Source organism: Vibrio sp. 10N.222.55.B11 (assembly GCF_041473705.1).
Lineage (GTDB): Bacteria > Pseudomonadota > Gammaproteobacteria > Enterobacterales > Vibrionaceae > Vibrio > Vibrio crassostreae_C.
This window is the reverse complement of sequence record NZ_JBFRST010000004.1, coordinates 298688-315706: the sequence shown is the minus strand read 5'-3', so window position 1 is coordinate 315706 and position 17019 is coordinate 298688. Positions and strand designations below refer to the sequence as shown.

Here is a 17019-nt window from a genome sequence, read left to right as displayed (position 1 = left end):
TTTGTGGCAACGAAATCATGAACAAAAAAACGGGACTCATAGGAGTCCCGTTTTTGTTTCTTTTTCTGGCCTTAAGCGACGTTATCAATCGATTGGTCTGGGTACTGAGACTTTGCTGCAAGCTCCTCTGGTGAGAAGTCATCCACGTTAATCGTGTACAGTCTATGTTCCTCAGCGCTAATCAGAAGATTTGCTTCGTCTTGCGTTAAGATACCTTTCTCAAGTCCCAACTGAGCAACAAGATCAAGTCGTAAGAAGGCACGTTTTTGATGTGTCTCTTTGCAGACTTTGTCGAACAGAGGTTCAGCTTGAAGAATCACTTCTAGCGCTTTTTCAATCTTACCTACTGGGTTGTATTCCGTCGCTTCTAGGTATTGGCCGCGACCTATACGAGAGCGTGTTTCGCTTGGTGTTTGTAGAATGTGCGCAACTTTGCTATCGAGCTTGTCGTTTGGAGCACGACGGATACGACCAAATGGCATTAGCACAACACGAAGCAGACGACCAATCACAGGGTTAGGGAAGTTCGCTAAGAATTCATCAATCGCCACTTCAGTCTGACGTAAGCTATCTTGCATCCCCCAATGTACTAACGGTAGATCTTCAGCGTGGCTGCCTTCACTTTCAAAGCGCTTCAACGTTGCTGAACCGAGGTAAAGTTGACTTAAGATATCACCCAGTCTTGCTGATAAACGTTCTCTACGCTTCAGTGATCCGCCTAGAACTGCCATTGAAATATCAGACAGTAGCGCTAGGTTTGCACTGTAGCGGTTTAGCTGTTGGTAGTAACGCTGTGTCTGTTTATCTGTTTTATTTGAAGGTGTTGGCGCATCAGAACCACGACCATCGGTTAAACCAAACCACAAGCTGCGGACTAGGTTGCTCATCGTAAAGCTAACGTGCCCTGCTAACGCTGAATCAAACTTATCAAGCGCATCGCTGCTTTCAGAATAAGCCGCTTCCATTTCGTTCAGTACGTAAGGGTGACAGCGAATCGCACCTTGACCATAGATGATCATTGAACGAGTCAGGATGTTTGCGCCTTCAACCGTAATCGCGATAGGCGAGCCTTGGTAGCCACGAGCTAGGAAGTTCGATGGGCCTAAACAAATGCCTTTACCACCGACGATATCCATCGCATCAATGATGCTGCGCTGGCCACGGTGAGTACAGTGGTACTTAACGATTGCAGAGATAACCGAAGGCTTTTCACCAAGGTCGATGCCCGCAACGGTTAGGTTACTTGCAGCGTCCATTACATAAGCGTTACCTGCAAGGCGTGCAAGTGGCTCTTCAACCCCTTCCATGCGGCCAATAGGCTGTTTGAACTGACGGCGGATACGAGCGTAAGCGCCAGTTGCAAGCGCGGCAGACTTGATGCCACCAGTTGAATTTGAAGGCAGTGTGATACCACGACCAACCGACAGGCACTCAACCAGCATACGCCAGCCTTGACCGGCCATTTTCTGACCGCCAATGATGAAATCGATAGGCACGAAGATATCGTCGCCTTGCGTCGGGCCATTTTGGAAAGGTACGTTTAGTGGGAAGTGGCGGTTGCCAATCTCTACGCCTTTTAAATCCGTTGGGATAAGCGCACAAGTGATACCAAGATCTTTTTGATCACCAAGCAGGCCATCTGGGTCACGAAGTTTAAAAGCTAAGCCTAATACCGTCGCGACAGGCGCGAGAGTGATGTAACGCTTGTTCCAAGTTAGGCGCATGCCGAGTACTTCTTCGCCTTGCCAGTCGCCTTTACAAACCACACCGTAATCTGGAATAGAGCCAGCGTCTGAGCCAGCTTCTGGGCTAGTTAGTGCGAAACAAGGGATCTCTTTACCTTCCGCTAGGCGAGGCAGGTAGTGGTTTCTTTGTTCTTCTGTACCGTAGTGTTGTAAAAGCTCACCAGGGCCTAATGAGTTAGGTACGCCAACCGTCGATGACAATACACTAGAAACGCCTGTTAGCTTCTGTAGAACCAAAGATTGAGCGTAAGCTGAGAACTCTAAGCCGCCGTATTTTTTCTTGATGATCATGGCGAAGAATTTATGGTCTTTCAGGTATTGCCATACTTCTGGTGGCAAATCAGCAAGCTCATGAGTGACTTGGTAATCATTGACCATTTCACACACGATATTTACTGGACCATCTAAAAACGCTTGCTCAGCTTCAGAGAGTTTCGGGTCAGCAATGTTCTGAAGTTTCTTCCATTCAGGTTTGCCTTTGAACAGCTCTGCTTCCCACCATACTGTGCCGGCTTCTAGTGCTTCTTTTTCTGTCTGAGACATCGCCGGTAGAACTTTCTTAAATAAAGAGAGTGCTTTTTGGCTGATCAGTGTCTGACGAATGGTCGGTACAGCAAAGATCGCAACGGCTAATAGATAGCAAAGCCAGCCGGTAACAGCCACGCCGCCAAGCAGTGTTAATGCTACCATTGCGCCGGTTAATACAACTAATGCACGTACCAGACTAACTCTATGGTAAAGACAGACGCCTAAGATGGCGGTCATGCCGAGTAGGGAGAGCAATATGTTCATGATCGATTTCCTTTTCAGAGATCACTTATTGTTATTAAGTTTTAGGTAAGAGGTCTAACCAGTCAAGTGTAAACAAAATATTAAATATTTGTAAAACTCCAAGGTGAGTAAAAAGTGATCTCAATAGAGTTAAAGTTCTAATTATGAGAGGTTGGTGGCGAATATTTGGACGGATTTACAACGACAAGTTAATTAAGGTGGCAATCTTTGGGCTTAAGTGTCGACACTATTTCATGTTTGTGGGTAAACTCAGCTATAAAGAGGGGAAAACCCTCAGTTCTCATTTCACGCACTTTAAGCTGCGTCAAAAAAAATAAGAGATAAGTCTTATGTACCAAGACCTAATCAAAAGTGAATTAAACGAAGCTGCTGACGTTCTGAATAAGTTCCTGAGTGATGACCATAACATCGCTCAAATTGAAGCGGCGGCAAAACTGATTGCTGACTCATTCAAGCAAGAGGGCAAAGTGCTTTCTTGTGGCAACGGTGGTTCACACTGTGATGCAATGCACTTCGCGGAAGAGCTTACAGGCCGATACCGTGAAAACCGTCCAGGTTACGCTGGCATTGCGATTTCAGATCCAAGCCACCTGTCTTGCGTGAGTAATGATTTTGGCTACGACCACGTATTTTCTCGTTATGTAGAAGCGGTAGGTCGTAAAGGTGATGTGTTGTTCGGTCTGTCGACTTCAGGTAACTCTGCCAATATTCTAAAAGCGATTGAAGCGGCTCAAGCGAAAGGCATGAAGACGATTGCATTGACGGGTAAAGATGGCGGTAAAATGGCGGGTTGTGCGGATATCGAAATCCGAGTACCACACTTTGGCTACGCAGATCGCATCCAAGAGATTCACATTAAGATCATCCACATTGTGATTCAGCTTGTCGAAAAAGAGATGGAATAATAGTTTTACAGACATTTGGAGCCCAGCTTTTTGGCTCCATTGGTTTTAATAGGGAGTAGATTAAACCATGTGTGAATTGCTCGGTATGAGCGCGAATGTGCCAACTGATATTTGTTTTAGCTTTACTGGTCTTATGCAGCGTGGAGGCAACACTGGCCCGCATCGTGATGGCTGGGGTATTACCTTTTATGAGGGAAAGGGTTTTCGTACCTTCAAAGATCCGAATCCGAGCTGTGAATCTAAGATCGCTGAGTTGGTTCAAAACTACCCAATTAAAAGCCAAGCTGTTGTCAGTCATATCCGTCAAGCCAACCGTGGTGGCGTTAATCTAGAAAATACACACCCTTTTACCCGTGAGCTTTGGGGGCGATATTGGACCTTTGCTCACAATGGTCAATTATCAGATTACGATGATCTGGTGAGTGGGCGTTTTAGACCTGTCGGCGAAACGGACAGTGAGCTCTCTTTTTGTTGGCTACTGAAACAACTAGAAGAGCGTTTTCCTGAACCACCTCAAGACATGGAAGGCATGTTTCGTTTCGTGGCTGAGTGTTGTGACAAGCTACGCGAGAAAGGCGTATTTAACATGTTATTGAGTGATGGTGAGTATGTGATGACTTACTGTACTAACCATTTGTACTGGATAACCAGACGCGCACCTTTTGGTAATGCGAGCCTGATTGATGAAGATGTTGAGATAAACTTCCAAGAAGAGACTACGCCAAATGATGTGGTGACGGTGGTAGCAACTCAACCTCTTACGGACAATGAAGAGTGGTTTAGAATGAAGCCGGGCGAATATGCGCTGTTTCATTTTGGTGAGCTGATTGGCAATAACCATCAAGCGTTGGAAGATGTCGCTTATGCGCCGAAGAAGGTAGCAAGCCAAGCGCCAACTGAACCATTGAGCTGAGCTAAGTGTCTCGAATAGTATTATTTGAACCCTATAAAAAAGGCTGCTTACTGAACTAATGAATCAGTGAGCGGCCTTTTTTTGGATTTGATTTAGTTTCTGAAGAATTACTCTTCTGCGTAACCGTGTTTACCTAATGCCTTACCGTCTAACACAGCTTGCCCGTTTAGCATTGATAAACGATCTTCGGCGAACCATTTACAGACCATAGGGTAAATGCAGTGTTCTTGGGTAAGCACTCGGCTTGCCAGCATATCAGCATCATCACCTTCAAATACCGGTACCTTAGCCTGTAAGATCACAGGGCCCCCATCAAGTTCTTCGGTCACAAAGTGGACACTAGTACCGTGCTCTTTATCTTGTGCATCAATGGCACGCTGGTGGGTGTGTAGGCCTGGGTATTTCGGCAACAGAGAAGGGTGGATGTTGACCATTTTCCCTGCATAGTGACGAACAAACTCTGAACTCAGGATTCGCATGTAGCCAGCGAGTACGATTAAATCGGGTTGGTATGCATCAATCTGAATCATCAATTCATGGTCAAACTCTTCACGTGAACCAAAGTCTTTTGGATTCACTGAATGAGCGTCAACACCTGCGGTTTTCGCTCGTTCTAATCCAAAAGCCTCTGCTTTGTTTGAGAAGACAGCTTTAACCGATGCATCAATCATATCGCTATCGCAGGCATCTAAAATAGCCTGTAAGTTACTTCCGCTTCCTGAAACTAACACAACGATGTTTTTCTGAGAGTGACTGGTTTTATTTGAGTGATTGTTTTTCATAGAGTGGGTCATACGATTGATTAACTGAATTGTTTACAATGTACCTACATAAACTAAGGTTTTCTGCGGGCTAAATAGCAAAATGAGGACCATTAGGTCCTCATTGATTAACTAAGTAAGTGAGCGTATCACTTATTTAATTTCAACTTGCTCTTCGCCAGCTTCAGCGTTTGCGATCTCACCGATAACCCAAGCGTTTTCGCCTTCAGCTTTCAGTAGTTCAACAGCAGCGTCTGCTTGATCTTTAGGTAGAGCAACAACTAGGCCTACACCACAGTTGAAAGTGCGGTACATTTCGAATGTCTCCACGTTACCTTTCTCTTGTAGCCAGTTGAAGATAGCAGGCCATTCCCAGCTCTTGCCATCAATGACTGCTTTAGTACCTTCAGGAAGTACGCGTGGGATGTTTTCCCAGAAACCACCACCTGTGATGTGTGAGATAGCATGAATGTCATGCTCTGCAATCATCTTAAGTGCTGATTTGATGTAAATCTTAGTTGGTTCTAGTAGGTGCTCACCGATAGTGCGACCTTCTAGTTCTTCACTCTTATCAGCACCAGAAACTTCTAGGACTTTACGAATTAAAGAGTAACCGTTTGAGTGTGGACCACTTGAGCCAACAGCGATAAGTGCGTCGCCTGCTGCTACTTTAGTGCCGTCAATGATGTCCGCTTTTTCTACAACACCAACACAGAAGCCAGCTACATCGTAGTCGTCGCCTTCGTACATGCCTGGCATTTCAGCAGTTTCACCACCGATTAGTGCACAGCCAGCTTGAACACAGCCTTCAGCAATACCAGAAACAACGTCTGCTGCTGTATCTACATCTAGCTTACCTGTTGCGTAGTAGTCTAGGAAGAATAGCGGTTCACCACCTTGAACGATTAAGTCGTTCACACACATTGCCACTAGGTCGATACCAATGGTGTCGTGTTTTTTCAGATCCAAAGCAAGGCGAAGTTTAGTACCAACACCATCAGTACCTGAAACAAGTACCGGCTCTTTGTATTTCGTTGGAAGTTCACATAGGGCGCCAAAGCCACCAATACCGCCCATTACTTCAGGGCGACGAGTGCGTTTAACAGCACCTTTGATACGGTCTACTAGTGCATTACCTGCGTCGATATCAACACCAGCGTCTTTGTAGCTTAGAGAAGAAGTATTACCACTCACGGGATAGTCCTCGAACTTAAGTTGGATGTGAAAACGGCGCTATTCTAACAGGGCTTGAATATGAAGAGCAAACGTTTGCGCGGTTTTTTTTATTAGAATAAAGATTCTGAAATAACCCTAGAGTTCGTGTATAATCTACAGGTTTGTTTAAATATTGCCGGAGTTGGAAATGAAAGTTGTTGAAGTGAAACACCCGCTAGTAAAACATAAAATTGGCCTGATGCGTGAAGGTGAGATTAGCACTAAGCGTTTTCGTGAGCTAGCGACAGAAGTGGGTAGCCTTCTAACATACGAAGCGACATCAGACTTTGAAACTGAGCGTGTGACGATTAACGGTTGGAACGGTCCAGTAGAAGTTGACCAAATTAAAGGTAAAAAAGTAACGGTAGTGCCAATCCTACGTGCTGGTCTAGGCATGATGGACGGCGTTCTTGAGCACATCCCAAGTGCACGTATCAGCGTTGTTGGTATCTACCGTGACGAAGAAACACTTGAGCCAGTACCATACTTCAACAAGCTTGCATCTAACATCGATGAGCGTATTGCTCTAGTGGTAGACCCAATGCTTGCGACAGGTGGTTCTATGATCGCGACTATCGACCTGATGAAAGAGAAAGGTTGTAAGCACTTTAAGATTCTTGTGCTTGTTGCTGCTCCTGAAGGTATCGCTGCTCTAGAAAAAGCGCACCCAGATGTTGAGCTTTACACGGCTGCAATCGATGAGAAGCTAAACGACAAGGGCTACATTGTTCCTGGTCTTGGCGATGCTGGCGATAAGATCTTCGGTACTAAGTAATTCGGTTTCAGCTTAAGTGACTCTAAACAGTTCCTTAACTCGCTGAATTAACCGTATTAATAAAAAGGGAGAGCATTCGATGCTCTCCCTTTTTTGATCTTGTTAGGTTGTGATTCTTTGGAATCTAGCCTTACCGACTCATTAATCGATTTGAGCTTTATCTACCACAGTGTTGTCACCTAGCTCTTCTGGAAGTACTAGGTTAAGTAGAATCGCAACGATACCGCACAAGCTTACGCCCTGTAGGCTAAAGTCACCGATACCAAAGGCCATGCCGCCAATACCAAAGACTAAAGTAATGCCCACAATCACAAGGTTACGTGATTTGTGTAGGTCAACATTGTTTTTGATTAGCGTGTTAAGACCCACTGTTGCGATAGAGCCAAACAGTAGAATCATGATTCCGCCCATTACAGGAACCGGAATCGTTTGAAGTAGTGCGCCTAGCTTGCCAACCAATGCAAGAACGATGGCTGTGACTGCAGCCCAAGTCATGATCACAGGGTTGAATGCTTTGGTAAGCATTACTGCGCCTGTTACTTCACTGTACGTAGTGTTTGGCGGCGCGCCCAGCATTGAAGCGGCAATTGTTGCCACACCGTCGCCAGTAATAGTGCGGTGTAAACCTGGTTTTTTAAGGTAGTCTTTACCGGTCACGTTAGATATCGCAAGCATATCACCTACGTGTTCAACGGCAGGTGCAATCGCGACAAATACCATAAAAAAGATAGCGTTGATGTTGAACTCAGGTGCAGTGAAGTTCGGTAGTGCCAACCAAGACGCTTGAGCCACTGGTGTGAAGTCTACCGCGCCGTATACCAAGCTAGTGATGTAACCCGCAACAATACCACCAAAGATAGGCAGCAGTTTTAGGAAGCCTTTCGAGAATACACTGATGACAATCGTTACTAGCAGTGAAATCGAAGAGATCCACAGTGCTGCGTCTGCATCAACGAGCTGAACTGCGCCGTCGCCAGTCTTACCAAGCGCCATGTTTACCGCAACAGGCGCAAGACCTAAACCGATAACCATGATTACAGGGCCAACCACGACGGGTGGAAGTAGCTTATGAATGAAGCCAACGCCTCTTACTTTAATCAATGCACCCATCAATACATACACAACACCTGCCGCCATTAGGCCACCCATGGTTGCGCCAACGCCCCATGTTTGAATACCAAACATGATAGGCGCGATGAAAGCAAAAGAAGATGCTAAGAAGATTGGCACTGAACGGCGTGTAATAAGTTGGAATAAAAGGGTACCGATACCTGCGCCAAACAGTGCAACGTTGGGATCGAGTCCAGTCAGTAGCGGCACTAATACAAGCGCACCAAATGCTACAAACAGCATTTGCGCACCTTGCAGAGCATTTTTCATGTTATGTCCTTAAAATGGTCGTTATATGAAAAGCGAAAAATAAAATTCGCGGGATTCTATCACTTAGCAATCGATTGCTACACCAAATAGATCAAATTTATTTATCTTAATGATGTTTTATATCCATCTAAGCCCTAGAAATTCAGTTTATAAGTGAGCGATTTATCATGGCCAGGTGAAATTTTGTGGTTATTAAACACAGTGGGCGCTATCGACCTTGCCCCTCAATCCATAGTTGCTTATCATCTAGGCACAAGATTTGAATATTAGGATCAGTATGCGCTACATAGCATTGTTGTTGATGGGACTATTAGCCTCTCCGAGTTATGCCTTAACTCAAGTAGATATTTTTAGTGCTGAAGTTGCGATTAACGCTGAAGACAAACAGCCAGAACAAGTGGCAAGAAATACAGGTATGGAGCAGGTATTGATACGTGCGACTGGCCAAACTGATGTCGCTTCGAATGAGACGATTCAAAAGGCGATGCGCAAGAGTTCGCAGTACATGTCTCAAATGAGTTTTGGCGAAAGCAATGACCAATCAACATTGCGTATGCGTTTTAACGGTGCTCAAATCCGTTCTCTGTTGACTCAAGCACAGTTACCTTACTGGCCTGACACGCGTTCAAACATCCTTGTTTGGCTGGTGGAAGAGGACAACTACGACAAGAACATCGTATGGGAACACTCTAACTCACAGTTAGCAGCTAGCTTACAAGCGAACGCAAAAGAGCGTGGCTTGCCTCTAACGCTGCCTGTGGGTGACTTTGACGATATTACGGGTATTGCGACTTCTGATTTATGGGGTAGCTTTGTTACGCCAATCAGTAAAGCGAGTCAGCGTTATCCTGTTGATGCTGTGTTGGTGATAAAGGCTCAATCTTCAGGCCTACGTTGGGCTCTATACGATCAAAAGCCAAGTCAATTGACGAGTGCACCAACATCGCCTGTAAGTGGTTCACTATCGGGTAACAGCGACACGACTTCTAAGAAGTTAGTTGACCAAATCAGTAACTACTACGCAGGCAAAAGTGCTGTGACGGTAGCGAGTGAGTCATCAGAATCGATTTTAACGCAGTTTATTAGCCTGAATAATGCTCAAGACTTCTTCCAGTTAGAGAACGCACTTAAGCGTCTAAACTCGGTGGCAAGCCTAGATATTCTGAAGATTCAGAACAACGAAGTCACTTTCCGAATTCACTTATTGTCGACTCAACAAGAGTTTGAGCAAGAAGTAGCAAGTATTCGCCAAGTTGCGAAGGTTGAAGAATCTTACATTGAGCCTGAAGTGAGCCCTGAATTTGAAACTCAAGACAACACAATGTCTGTAGGTGATGATTCAACAGACGCTGCTGAAGTCGTTGGTGACGAAACTGACTCAGGCGTACAAGTGATTAAGGGCAACGAGGTATCTGAGGATGCTGAGCTAACGAATACGCCTGACGCAACGTTAGAGGATTCTAGTACAGAAGATCTAACCATCACTGCGCCAGTACATGCTAAGCCAAGCTTGGTATACGAGTGGGTTCGCTCATAATTGTCAGCTGACATGACTGATTGAAATGAAAACTTGAAAAAAGCCCTGCAAGAGCAATCTCGCAGGGCTTTTTGTTTGTAAGCGGTCAGTTTAAAAGCATGGGCTCAATATTATTGCTCGAACTTAGCTTTTTCTCTCTTTTCTACTTCAGAAAGACGCTTCAACTTGATGCCTAACTCTTTGGCTCTAAAGCGAGTAAATAAGATATTGCCCGCGAAACCTAGAGTCGTCAGAAGCAGTTCTACAGCCGCTAATAAACGTTCACCATCGTCTACATACAAGATAGTTAATGCGTGTAGGAAATAGAGCATCAAGACGAAATTTGCCCATGCGTGCGTATAAGGTTTTCCTGCTAAAATGCCCGGTAATGGCAATAACAGCGGGATAGCCCAAGCAATCGCCAGTGTGACATTACTGAGATGAGGGTGCGGTGAAAGCGTCATCTGCCAAGCCACCACCCAGAATAAAAGCGACAAGTTGCCCGCTAAAGCAAGGTAGCGAAATAGCTTGGTTTTGGGAGACATAGCCTTCTCTGGCATATACATCATTGAGAAATTCCCTTCTGATTTATTGCGATGCGCGCTAGGCGTTTACCTAGGTTTTGCGCCAACTCAATCTCTTCTTTGCTAAGTGAAGCGCTCTCTCCAGTACTGCTTGCACCATAAGGCGTACCACCAGTTTGAGTGGTGTGCAGCGCCGGTTCTGAGTAGGGGATGCCCACGACTAACATGCCGTGATGAAGCAGGGGCAACATCATGCTTTGTTGTGTTGTCTCTTGACCACCATGCAATGATGAAGAAGAGGTAAATACACAACCTGGCTTATCGATGAGATCACCATTGATCCACATTGATGTCGTGCTATCCCAAAAGTGCTTCATTGGCCCGGCCATGTTACCAAACCAAACCGGACTGCCTAGCGCCAAACCATCACAAGATCGAAGTTCTTGTAACGAGGCAATAGGATCGGTTGGTTGATAACGCGAATCAGGCTGCTCTTCTACTGTGTACACGTCGTTCACCGTCCTTAGCATAGCTTCGCAGTTCGGGATGGATTCAACCCCTCGTGCAATCTGCCTTGCTAGAGCTTGTGTGTTGCCGTGGCGACTGTAATAAAGAACAAGAATGTTAATGCTCATATTGGATTACAGAATCTCTAGCACTTGCTCTGGTGGACGACCAATTTTTGCTTTGTTGTTCGCAACAACAACAGGGCGTTCAAATAGTTTTGGATTTGTCGCCATCGCGGCGAAAAGATCTTCATCAGTAACTGAAGCATCGCCAAGGTTTGCTTCTTTGTAGTCCGCTTCTTTGGTGCGCATCATGTCGCGAACACTGTCAAAACCAAGCTGAGTGAACAGTACTTTCAGCTGTTCAACTGTTAACGGAGTCTCCAGGTATTTGATGACCTCTGGCTGTACGCCGTTTTCCTGAAGCACTTCTAGAGTTTGACGGCTCTTTGAGCAGCGTGGGTTATGATAAATCACGACAGACATGGTTCTTCCTCATTATTATTTTTGATTTAGTTGTTTAGCTGAAGCCACCAGGGGTGACTTCTTTTTTGTGTAACGTTGAGCTTTCTTTTTATTCTGGTAACGAGCTGTTACCAGTAAACACTCTATTGTAGCGACAAGAAGCGCTCTCGTTGAATCATTAGCTGATCAATTCGAGCGTCGTAGCGTGCTTGTTTTAGGCTTCCTAATTCTGCGATTTGGCTTGCTTGCGTGTAGTACTGAATCGCTTTGTTCCAGTTGGCTTGCAGTGCCAAAATTTCTGCACGAGCAGCCAGTTCTTCGTCGCTATTACCAAGGCTCGTATTTACTTTTGAAAGTAAGTGCCAGCCATTGGTGTCATTCGGGTTATCGTGCGTGTAACGCTGCAATACGCGAACCGCTTCTTGAAGATCTTCATTTTCAATCAGTGCGTTGGCGTAGTTAATGGTCAGAACCGGGTTGTTTGGTTGACGAACCAGTGCCGATTTAAGTTCTTTAATCGCAATCTCAGGCTGCTTCTTCTCGATGTGCAGATCCGAAATAGCATCTAGATAAAACAGGTTGGTTGGATCGCTGTTAATCAGCTTGTTCAGGATGGGCTCTGCTTTGTCTAATTTTTTAGAGTCTAGGTAAACCAGTGCTTGGCCATATTCTAATGACGGAACCAAAGCTTTAGGGGCTTTCTTTAGCTGACGCTCAAACCAATCAAGAGCAGCATCATTATTAATGCCAGCATAGCGCGCAACAATGCGGGCTCTTGCTAGGTGGTAGTCCAGAGAGGGAGCCAGTTTCAGTGGCGGGTAACTACGAGCACGAGCACGTGAATCGGTAATTCGGTCTTCTGGTAATGGGTGAGTCAGTAGCATTGGCGGTGGTGTGCTCGCATAGCGATATTCATCAGCTAAACGGCCAAAGAAACGTGGCATCGCATTCACATCAAACCCAGCTTTTGCTAGCGTGTTGATACCAAAGCGGTCGGCTTCTTTTTCATTACTACGGGTGTAGTTGATTTGGCTTTGCATATTACCCGCAGTCGTTGCCGTTAGGGCTGCAATGCCGGCTTCAGGAGCTGCAATTGCCAGTAATACAGAGGCTGCTAGCGCTGCAATGGTTGCTGGAGAGCGGCGCGCTTGGTCTTCCATACTACGCGCTAAGTGACGTTGGGTTACGTGCGCGATTTCGTGCGCTAATACAGAAGCTAATTCACTTTCAGATTGTGCATGCAGGAATAGACCTGAGTGCAAAGCAACATAACCACCAAAGAAAGCAAAGGCGTTGATGTTGCGGTCACGGATCATAAAGAACTGGAAAGGTGTCTTTACATCATTTGCGTTCGCGACCAGACGATGGCCAAGAGTATCAATATATAGATTTAGAACTGGGTCGTTTACGATAGGCTGGCTACTTCTGATGATGCGCATGTAGGCATCACCATAGATAAGCTCTTGGTCGATAGTGAGTGTGCCGCCAGCAGCGGTACCGATATCTGGTAGCTCCAAACTATTGGTATTCGCCATAGTTGGGGTGCTTAATGTAGCTGCGATGCATAAGCAAGCAATTGAGCGAGCGCGTTTAAACATATTAGTCAGTAATACTCCGTTTCTTCTGACAGTAAGACAAGTGCAATGGAAATTGGTTCTTTATCTGATTTAACCTTTGCCAAGTGCGTGCGCTATCATGAAGGAAGATGAATGAATGATGGCGCGTTTTCAAAAACAGATTACAATACGACCCTTATAATAAGCATCGAGCTCAAGAATGACACCTAATATTCTAGATTTACGCCAAGAGCGCTGTCCAATGGCGCTATTATTAGCCAAGCGTCACAGTGTAAAGTTAGAAGTAGGGCAGTCATTGTCAATTTATGTCTCTGATAACAGCTCGATGAAAGATATTGTTACTTATTTGTCTAAGCAAGCCTATGACGTCGTCACTGAGGTTTGCTCTAATTACCATCATCTCCTCGTCACTAAAAAGGAATTGCAGTCAGATGCTTGAAATGGTCAATCGTTGGTATAAACGACGTTTCTCTGATCCCCATGCTGTCAGTTTGGTTGCCATCATTCTCTTCGGCTTTATTACGATCTACTTCTTTGGTCACCTAATTGCGCCACTCTTGGTTGCAATTGTGTTGGCTTATTTGCTTGAGTGGCCTGTTACCCAACTTCAAAGACTCGGTGTTCCAAGAACGCCTTCGGTGATGTTGGTGATCATGATGTTCTTTAGCGTGATGCTACTTGCGATCTTTGGCTTGGTACCAACCATTTGGCAACAAGTGGGCAATCTAATTAATGATATCCCAAGCATGTATGGCAGCTTGCAAAACTTCATTGCGACGATTCCTGAACGCTATCCAGAATTAGCTAACCTGCAGATCGTTGAGTCCATTATGTCTAACGCCAAGAACAAAGCGTTAGGTTTTGGTGAAAGTGTTGTCAAAGGTTCTCTTGCTTCTCTTGTGAGCTTAGCGACCTTAGCGGTTTACTTGATTCTTGTACCACTGCTTATTTTCTTCTTGTTAAAAGACAAAGAAGAGATGATCAGAATGGCGAGCGGTGTACTTCCTCGAAATCGTCGTTTAGCGACCAAAGTATGGGAAGAGATGAACCAGCAAATCTCGAACTACATTCGCGGTAAAGTCTTAGAGATTTTAATTGTTGGTGGTGTCAGCTACGTAACCTTTGCGATTCTGGATCTGCGTTATTCAGTCTTGTTGGCTGTCGCGGTTGGCTTCTCGGTACTGATCCCTTATATCGGCGCGGCAGCTGTGACTGTTCCTGTGGCGATTGTAGGCCTGTTCCAGTGGGGATTAGAGCCTCAGTTTTACTGGTTGCTTCTCGCTTACGGTATTATCCAAGCGCTAGATGGTAACGTGCTCGTTCCTGTTCTTTTCTCTGAAGCGGTGAACCTGCACCCAGTGGCCATTATTGTTGCCGTGTTAGTGTTTGGTGGACTGTGGGGATTCTGGGGTGTGTTCTTTGCTATCCCGTTGGCAACGTTAGTTAAGGCGGTTTGGAATGCCTTACCGAGTCACGCATTAGACGATGACCCCGAACATCAAAAGTAATTGATCTTGTTATAGAAAAAGGCCGAACATCCATGATGTTCGGCCTTTTTGCTCTTAGCTTAATAATTAGCTTAATAATTAGCTTAATGAGTGTTGCTATTGCCTTAGAGAGTGATGAATCTAAGTCATTAACTCACTCAAATCGCCCTTAAGCTTCTTGATTGAAGTAATCTAGAACCACTTCGTGGTGAGTCTTAGTCTTGAACTTGTTGAAGACATGTTCAATCTGACCTTCTTCATCAATTAGGAAGCTAATACGGTGCAGACCGTCGTAGATTTTACCCATGAATTTTTTCTCGCCCCAAACGCCAAACTGTTCAGCAACGCTGTGGTCTTCATCAGATAGCAGGGTGAAGTTTAGAGATTTCTTCTCAACGAAGTTTGGTAGACGTTTTACTGGGTCAACACTCACACCTAGAACAACCACGTTTAGGTCATCAAGCTGTGTTTTGATATCACGCAGGCCTTCCGCTTGCACAATACAACCTGGAGTCATTGCTTTAGGGTAAAAATAGAAAAGTACTTTTTTACCTTTGAAGTCACCAAGAGATACGATATTGCCATCTTGATCTGGAAGAGAAAAAGCAGGTGCTGGAACACCAGCCGTTAGCGTATTCATGACATTTCCTTTTTAAAGACTGTTTTTGATAAAGTTGAGCGAGCCTTGGACTGATAGGCTCTGACACAGCGAATCGAATTCTTCTTGTAGCTGCATCAAATTACATTCTGATTGCACAGAAGCGGTAATAGAGATATGGAATTGGTCGTTGTCGAGTTGAACCTTAGATTTATTGATGGTTCGTGCACTTAACGAATCGAGGCCGATGTTTCGGTCTGCGAAGAACTGGGTAAACTGCTCAGTAAGTCCGATTTTATCGTCTGACTCAACGAACACCTCTACTGTGTAAGAGTTCTCAATAACATCATGAGTTGAGGTTCGCTTCATAATCGTAATCAAGTCGTGCTCTTGTCCAAGCAAGGGCAAGGTGGTTTCAACGCGGGTAATGTTGTTTGCCTTTCCAGACAGCAGCATGATAAGCGTAAATTCTTCGCCAAACAGGGCGATACGGCTATCAATAATGTTACAGCCTGATTGGGTGACTAAATGAACCACTTGGTTGCATACACCTGGGCGATCAGTGCCCACAGCTGTGATTACTAGATGTTGAGTCATAAAATCACGTCTCTTTATATTCCATTGATTCATGCATGTTAGCACAGTTAGCTCGTGGAATAAGCGTGCGTGCGGGGCTTTTTATGTGCGACCTTGCTTCGAACATGCAACCAATGATAAGAATATCGAGCGCGTTAAAAAATGAGATAGAGCGATGAGAGCACAGCTTACTTGTTACTGACATCCAGTGATGTGCTATCCGCTAGATTGAGTGCAGGTTACCCAAATTCTAGGTAGAACGCCGTTAGAAGTCGTTTTACCTCAAACATACGACAATATTTAATGCAGATGTTGCCGGTAAGCCACTTTAATGTCTTGTGTTTATTGATTGGCTTACAGTAACATGCAAAAAGAATAAATTAAGGGAGATAGACATGTTTTCAGGAAGTATCGTTGCGCTAGTTACGCCATTTAATACAGATGGTGAAGTGGATTTCGACAGCCTTAAAAAGTTAGTTGAGCACCATATTGCTGCAGGTAGTGATGGTCTGGTTGCGGTTGGCACAACAGGTGAGTCTTCAACACTCACTATTGAAGAGCATGTCAAAGTCGTCAACAAGATCGTTGAATTTGCTGATGGTCGTATTCCCGTTATCGCTGGTACAGGTGCAAATGCAACTCATGAATCTGTTCTATTCAGCCGTTTGTTGAATGGTTCTGGTATTGCTGGTTGCCTGAGCGTAACGCCTTACTACAACAAACCGACTCAAGAAGGTTTGTACCAACACTACAAAGCGATTGCTGAAGTCAGTGACGTTCCACAAATTCTATACAATGTTCCAGGTCGTACTGCGGTAGACTTGTTGCCAGAAACGGTTGCTCGTCTTGCTGAGATCGAAAACATCGTTGCACTGAAAGATGCGACGGGTGATCTCGACAGAATTGCAATTCACCGTGAACTTTGTGGCGAAGACTTTATCTTACTAAGTGGTGATGACTTAACAGGCCTAGAATTTGTTAAGCGTGGTGGCGATGGCGTGATCTCTGTAACGAACAATGTTGCAGCCGCTGATATGGCAACCATGTTCAAGCTAGCAAAAGAAGGTAAGTTTGAAGAAGCGGAAGCGATCAATGAGCGTTTGATGCCTCTACATAAGAATTTGTTCGTTGAGTCTAACCCTATTCCCGTAAAATGGGCGGTTCATAAAATGGGTCTGATTGCTGAAGGTGGCTTACGTCTACCGCTGACTGAACTGTCAGAGCCAGCTCAACCTGTTGTTGCTCAAGCAATGACTGAAGCGTGCATTTACTAAAACGTATGAA

General features: G+C 45.0%; 17 protein-coding genes. 7 read left to right on the top strand and 10 right to left on the bottom strand.

The features are described 5' to 3' along the window. Positions 1 to 71 precede the first annotated feature (71 nt). Entirely contained in the window at positions 72 to 2537 is a 2466-nt protein-coding gene (gene fadE / locus AB4503_RS02575) for an acyl-CoA dehydrogenase FadE (RefSeq protein WP_029235127.1), read from the bottom strand. A gap of 329 nt (positions 2538 to 2866) precedes the next feature. Here fadE and lpcA point away from each other — a divergent pair, with 329 nt between their 5' ends. Continuing rightward, a complete protein-coding gene (gene lpcA / locus AB4503_RS02570) occupies positions 2867 to 3442 on the top strand; it encodes a D-sedoheptulose 7-phosphate isomerase (RefSeq protein ID WP_017063379.1) in 576 nt (191 codons plus the stop codon). A 67-nt stretch (positions 3443 to 3509) separates the two neighbouring features. Then, the gene (locus tag AB4503_RS02565) at positions 3510 to 4355 is read left to right on the top strand and encodes a class II glutamine amidotransferase (protein WP_372112394.1); all 846 of its coding nucleotides are present in this window, start codon (positions 3510 to 3512) and stop codon (positions 4353 to 4355) included. Between the two features lie 107 nt (positions 4356 to 4462). On the opposite strand, the gene purN is transcribed toward AB4503_RS02565, so the two are convergent. Both purN and purM read right to left on the bottom strand, forming a co-directional pair. Continuing rightward, positions 4463 to 5137 carry a phosphoribosylglycinamide formyltransferase gene (gene purN / locus AB4503_RS02560; RefSeq protein ID WP_372113540.1) on the bottom strand — a complete coding sequence of 225 codons (675 nt, stop codon included), beginning with the start codon at positions 5135 to 5137 and terminating at the stop codon, positions 4463 to 4465. 132 nt (positions 5138 to 5269) lie between these two features. Beyond that, on the bottom strand, positions 5270 to 6310 hold the full coding sequence (gene purM / locus AB4503_RS02555) for a phosphoribosylformylglycinamidine cyclo-ligase (protein ID WP_008222945.1): 1041 nt from the start codon (positions 6308 to 6310) through the stop codon (positions 5270 to 5272). Positions 6311 to 6479: 169 nt separating this feature from the next. Between purM and upp the strand changes: the two genes are divergently transcribed. Then, positions 6480 to 7106, top strand: a complete 627-nt coding sequence (upp, locus tag AB4503_RS02550) for a uracil phosphoribosyltransferase (protein ID WP_017060716.1) — start codon at positions 6480 to 6482, stop codon at positions 7104 to 7106. Between the two features lie 141 nt (positions 7107 to 7247). Here the strand turns inward: upp and AB4503_RS02545 are convergent, their stop codons facing one another. Continuing rightward, positions 7248 to 8486: a uracil-xanthine permease family protein gene (locus AB4503_RS02545; protein WP_065583985.1), complete on the bottom strand. Its 1239-nt coding sequence runs from the start codon at positions 8484 to 8486 to the stop codon at positions 7248 to 7250. A 277-nt stretch (positions 8487 to 8763) separates the two neighbouring features. Here AB4503_RS02545 and AB4503_RS02540 point away from each other — a divergent pair, with 277 nt between their 5' ends. Beyond that, a complete protein-coding gene (locus AB4503_RS02540) occupies positions 8764 to 10023 on the top strand; it encodes a DUF2066 domain-containing protein (protein ID WP_017060714.1) in 1260 nt (419 codons plus the stop codon). Positions 10024 to 10133: 110 nt separating this feature from the next. Here AB4503_RS02540 and AB4503_RS02535 read toward each other — a convergent pair whose 3' ends face one another. The 4 genes from AB4503_RS02535 to AB4503_RS02520 form a co-directional block, all read right to left on the bottom strand. Continuing rightward, positions 10134 to 10571 (bottom strand): DUF2069 domain-containing protein, encoded by a 438-nt coding sequence (locus AB4503_RS02535; protein ID WP_017060713.1) that lies wholly within the window; start codon positions 10569 to 10571, stop codon positions 10134 to 10136. Then, entirely contained in the window at positions 10568 to 11161 is a 594-nt protein-coding gene (wrbA, locus tag AB4503_RS02530; RefSeq protein ID WP_017060712.1) for an NAD(P)H:quinone oxidoreductase, read from the bottom strand. Before wrbA ends, AB4503_RS02535 begins: the two co-directional genes overlap by 4 nt. Before the next feature lie 6 nt (positions 11162 to 11167). Further along, positions 11168 to 11518 carry an arsenate reductase (glutaredoxin) gene (gene arsC, locus AB4503_RS02525; RefSeq protein WP_017060711.1) on the bottom strand — a complete coding sequence of 117 codons (351 nt, stop codon included), beginning with the start codon at positions 11516 to 11518 and terminating at the stop codon, positions 11168 to 11170. A 122-nt stretch (positions 11519 to 11640) separates the two neighbouring features. Then, complete coding sequence (locus tag AB4503_RS02520) at positions 11641 to 13095, bottom strand: M48 family metallopeptidase (protein ID WP_017060710.1); 1455 nt, start codon at positions 13093 to 13095, stop codon at positions 11641 to 11643. A gap of 178 nt (positions 13096 to 13273) precedes the next feature. Between AB4503_RS02520 and AB4503_RS02515 the strand changes: the two genes are divergently transcribed. Then, positions 13274 to 13513 (top strand): sulfurtransferase TusA family protein, encoded by a 240-nt coding sequence (locus AB4503_RS02515; protein WP_029235389.1) that lies wholly within the window; start codon positions 13274 to 13276, stop codon positions 13511 to 13513. Beyond that, the gene (locus AB4503_RS02510; protein ID WP_017063383.1) at positions 13506 to 14582 is read left to right on the top strand and encodes an AI-2E family transporter; all 1077 of its coding nucleotides are present in this window, start codon (positions 13506 to 13508) and stop codon (positions 14580 to 14582) included. Before AB4503_RS02515 ends, AB4503_RS02510 begins: the two co-directional genes overlap by 8 nt. A 148-nt stretch (positions 14583 to 14730) precedes the next feature. Here AB4503_RS02510 and bcp read toward each other — a convergent pair whose 3' ends face one another. Together bcp and AB4503_RS02500 are read right to left on the bottom strand one after the other, a co-directional pair. Then, complete coding sequence (gene bcp / locus AB4503_RS02505; RefSeq protein WP_017060706.1) at positions 14731 to 15201, bottom strand: thioredoxin-dependent thiol peroxidase; 471 nt, start codon at positions 15199 to 15201, stop codon at positions 14731 to 14733. Positions 15202 to 15213: 12 nt separating this feature from the next. Next, positions 15214 to 15756: a glycine cleavage system protein R gene (locus AB4503_RS02500; RefSeq protein ID WP_017060705.1), complete on the bottom strand. Its 543-nt coding sequence runs from the start codon at positions 15754 to 15756 to the stop codon at positions 15214 to 15216. Between the two features lie 374 nt (positions 15757 to 16130). On the opposite strand from AB4503_RS02500, the gene dapA reads away from it, so the two are divergent. Continuing rightward, on the top strand, positions 16131 to 17009 hold the full coding sequence (gene dapA / locus AB4503_RS02495) for a 4-hydroxy-tetrahydrodipicolinate synthase (protein WP_017060704.1): 879 nt from the start codon (positions 16131 to 16133) through the stop codon (positions 17007 to 17009). The last annotated feature ends 10 nt before the right edge of the window (positions 17010 to 17019 follow it).

What these genes read in the sequence shown, in the direction of transcription:
- fadE (WP_029235127.1), bottom strand. Translation starts at nt 2,537, where the DNA reads ATGAACATATTGCTCTCCCTACTCGGCATGACCGCCATCTTAGGCGTC.
- lpcA (WP_017063379.1), top strand. Translation starts at nt 2,867, where the DNA reads ATGTACCAAGACCTAATCAAAAGTGAATTAAACGAAGCTGCTGACGTT.
- AB4503_RS02565 (WP_372112394.1), top strand. Translation starts at nt 3,510, where the DNA reads ATGTGTGAATTGCTCGGTATGAGCGCGAATGTGCCAACTGATATTTGT.
- purN (WP_372113540.1), bottom strand. Translation starts at nt 5,137, where the DNA reads ATGAAAAACAATCACTCAAATAAAACCAGTCACTCTCAGAAAAACATC.
- upp (WP_017060716.1), top strand. Translation starts at nt 6,480, where the DNA reads ATGAAAGTTGTTGAAGTGAAACACCCGCTAGTAAAACATAAAATTGGC.
- AB4503_RS02545 (WP_065583985.1), bottom strand. Translation starts at nt 8,486, where the DNA reads ATGAAAAATGCTCTGCAAGGTGCGCAAATGCTGTTTGTAGCATTTGGT.
- AB4503_RS02540 (WP_017060714.1), top strand. Translation starts at nt 8,764, where the DNA reads ATGCGCTACATAGCATTGTTGTTGATGGGACTATTAGCCTCTCCGAGT.
- AB4503_RS02535 (WP_017060713.1), bottom strand. Translation starts at nt 10,571, where the DNA reads ATGATGTATATGCCAGAGAAGGCTATGTCTCCCAAAACCAAGCTATTT.
- wrbA (WP_017060712.1), bottom strand. Translation starts at nt 11,161, where the DNA reads ATGAGCATTAACATTCTTGTTCTTTATTACAGTCGCCACGGCAACACA.
- arsC (WP_017060711.1), bottom strand. Translation starts at nt 11,518, where the DNA reads ATGTCTGTCGTGATTTATCATAACCCACGCTGCTCAAAGAGCCGTCAA.
- AB4503_RS02520 (WP_017060710.1), bottom strand. Translation starts at nt 13,095, where the DNA reads ATGTTTAAACGCGCTCGCTCAATTGCTTGCTTATGCATCGCAGCTACA.
- AB4503_RS02515 (WP_029235389.1), top strand. Translation starts at nt 13,274, where the DNA reads ATGACACCTAATATTCTAGATTTACGCCAAGAGCGCTGTCCAATGGCG.
- AB4503_RS02510 (WP_017063383.1), top strand. Translation starts at nt 13,506, where the DNA reads ATGCTTGAAATGGTCAATCGTTGGTATAAACGACGTTTCTCTGATCCC.
- bcp (WP_017060706.1), bottom strand. Translation starts at nt 15,201, where the DNA reads ATGAATACGCTAACGGCTGGTGTTCCAGCACCTGCTTTTTCTCTTCCA.
- AB4503_RS02500 (WP_017060705.1), bottom strand. Translation starts at nt 15,756, where the DNA reads ATGACTCAACATCTAGTAATCACAGCTGTGGGCACTGATCGCCCAGGT.
- dapA (WP_017060704.1), top strand. Translation starts at nt 16,131, where the DNA reads ATGTTTTCAGGAAGTATCGTTGCGCTAGTTACGCCATTTAATACAGAT.